Below are 2,114 nucleotides of genomic sequence, written 5' to 3'. Positions count from 1 at the left end.
TGCGGGCAACCTGATGAACGCGAACCCACGGCATCCGTCAGATGCCGCAGCGGGGTGGGTCAGCCTGCGACGTTCCAGAGCATGCGGGCCCGCTCGGGCGCCGTGGTGCCACCCCAGATCCCGAAGGGCTCGGGAACGCTGAGCGCGTGGCGCAGGCACTGGGCCACGACGGGGCAGGCGGCGCAGACCGCCTTGGCTGCCTCGGTCTGGTCGTTGCGGGCCCGGCGCCCCTGGTCGGGATCGTCGGTGAAGAACGCCTCGACGTCGCGGCCGCGGCACAGACCCTGCTGCTGCCACGCGTAGTTGTCGAGGATCGGACGAGGGAGGCGGGTGACGGTGCTCATGGTTCCTCCGGCTGGACTGAGATGGAAGGCGCCTTGTGGCGTGACGCCAAACTTACGCAGAAATTACGCAACGCACAAGAGGTCGGTCCCGCCTATGATTGAAATGTCGTCAGGATCACGTTCGTGGCCGAAGTTCCTGCTGACCGCGAACCGAAACACCGTGACACTGCGGCTGGAACCGACACTGGATGTGGTTGATGAGTGATGAGGAGCCTGCGCCGCATCGCGGCCCTCGCCGACGCAACTCGGTTCCCGAACTCGCCTGGCCGGTCGGCGCAGTAGCTGAACGGCTGGGGGTGTCGGCGTCCACGCTGCGGTCGTGGGACCGTCGCCACGGCATCGGCCCCACCAGCCGCACCGACGGTCGGCACCGCCGCTACTCCGAGAGCGACATCCGCCGGGTAATGCTGATGGCTCGACTGACAGCGCACGGCATCCCGGCCCAGGCGGCCGCGGCCGCGCTCGACGAGATGGATGACGAGGCGGTCGCCGAACGGTTGCAGGGGGGTGCGCCCGCGCCGGGGCCGATGCGCAACGATGCAGAACCGGCCTCCCCCACTTCGCTGATGTCCGGGGCGGGGCGCTCGATGCGTACTCATCCCTCGCAGGTACCGGCCGACGGTGCGCCCCCCCAGGCTCGGATGGTCGAGTCGATCGTCTCCGCCGCCACGGCGCTCGACGGGCAGGGGCTGTCCGCGATCTACCGTCAGAGCCTGCGCCAGCACGCCGTGGGCGACGCGTGGAGCGACATCTTCGTGCCGGCACTGAGTCGTATCGGTGAGCTCTGGGCCGACGGCGAGGTCGGCATCGAGGTCGAGCACCTGGCGAGCGAGATGCTGCAGACCGAGCTGCGCGGAGTCTCCCGCGCGAACCGGCTCCGGCTTGTCGGGCCTCCCGTGGTGCTCGCCAACGCCGACAACGAGATGCACCACCTGCCGCTGCTGGCGCTCGAGGCCGGGCTGGCCGGGCATTCGGTCGCCACCTTGTTCCTCGGACCCAGGCTGCCCACCGAGTCGCTCGTCGACGCCCTCGTCCAGACCAAGCCGCGGGTGCTCTTCCTCTGGGCATCCCTGGCGCGGCGGCACTGGGAGCCGCTCTGGGACGGTCTTCAGACGGTCGACTGGCCACTGACGGTGGTGATCGGCGGGCCCGGCTGGCCCGAGCATGTCGCCCACCACAACCCGTACGTCACGCTTGACCGCGTCGCCGACTTCTCGTCGGCCCTGCGGGTGCTCGTGGCTGCCAACGGCGCAGACACCGACGGCGTTGGCATTGTGCAGGGCGACCGCCAAGGCCCTGACGCGACCTAGACCCGACGGCCCCGGCAACCTTCGCAAGAAATGTCAGGCCGTCTGAAAAAAGTTGCAGCCCAGCTCTAGCGCGTTGTCGCCCGTCTTCGCTAGGTTTCACCCGTTGTCGTCGGTGCCCGATATCGGGAGTTTCCGCACGGCCCGACACGAAGGAGTGCCGCATGCGTCGCCGATCCCTCTTCTCTGCTGCCGGGGCCCCGGCCCTGGTCGCCGCCCTCATCGGTGCGGTACTCACCGTTCCGGTGGCCGGCGCGCCGAGCGCCAACGCCGTGGGCGGGGCGGTGGTGGCGGCCGACGCCCCGCGCACGGCGACGATCGCGGGCTCGCTGCAGAGCGAGCTGGGGTGTGCGGCCGACTGGCAGCCCGACTGCGCGGCGACCGACCTGGCGCTGAAACCCGGAACGGCCAGCTACGCAACGACGTTCACCGTGCCGGCGGGCTCGTACGAGTTCAAGGTCGC

Annotated in this window: 3 protein-coding genes; 2 read left to right on the top strand and 1 reads right to left on the bottom strand. The window is 69.9% G+C overall.

Annotated elements, in window-relative coordinates; all coding sequences use genetic code 11:
* Nucleotides 1–59: 59 nt before the first annotated feature.
* On the bottom strand, nt 60–344 hold the full coding sequence (locus L0H79_RS22055; RefSeq protein WP_301486922.1) for a WhiB family transcriptional regulator: 285 nt from the start codon (nt 342–344) through the stop codon (nt 60–62).
* Between the two features lie 197 nt (nt 345–541).
* Here L0H79_RS22055 and L0H79_RS22050 point away from each other — a divergent pair, with 197 nt between their 5' ends.
* Both L0H79_RS22050 and L0H79_RS22045 read left to right on the top strand, forming a co-directional pair.
* Nucleotides 542–1,654, top strand: a complete 1,113-nt coding sequence (locus L0H79_RS22050) for a MerR family transcriptional regulator (RefSeq protein ID WP_301486921.1) — start codon at nt 542–544, stop codon at nt 1,652–1,654.
* A 161-nt stretch (nt 1,655–1,815) separates the two neighbouring features.
* Nucleotides 1,816–2,114 (top strand): hypothetical protein (locus L0H79_RS22045; RefSeq protein WP_301486920.1); only part of this gene is annotated, 299 nt, incomplete at its 3' end.

The sequence above is a fragment of the Intrasporangium sp. genome (genome assembly GCF_030452765.1).
Taxonomy (GTDB): Bacteria; Actinomycetota; Actinomycetes; order Actinomycetales; family Dermatophilaceae; genus Intrasporangium_A.
Note: the sequence above shows the minus strand (reverse complement) of the source record. Positions and strands in the feature narration are given on the sequence as shown.

Bases quoted from the DNA above. Each gene is read 5' to 3' on its own strand.
- L0H79_RS22055 (WP_301486922.1), bottom strand. From the start codon at position 344: ATGAGCACCGTCACCCGCCTCCCTCGTCCGATCCTCGACAACTACGCG.
- L0H79_RS22050 (WP_301486921.1), top strand. From the start codon at position 542: ATGAGTGATGAGGAGCCTGCGCCGCATCGCGGCCCTCGCCGACGCAAC.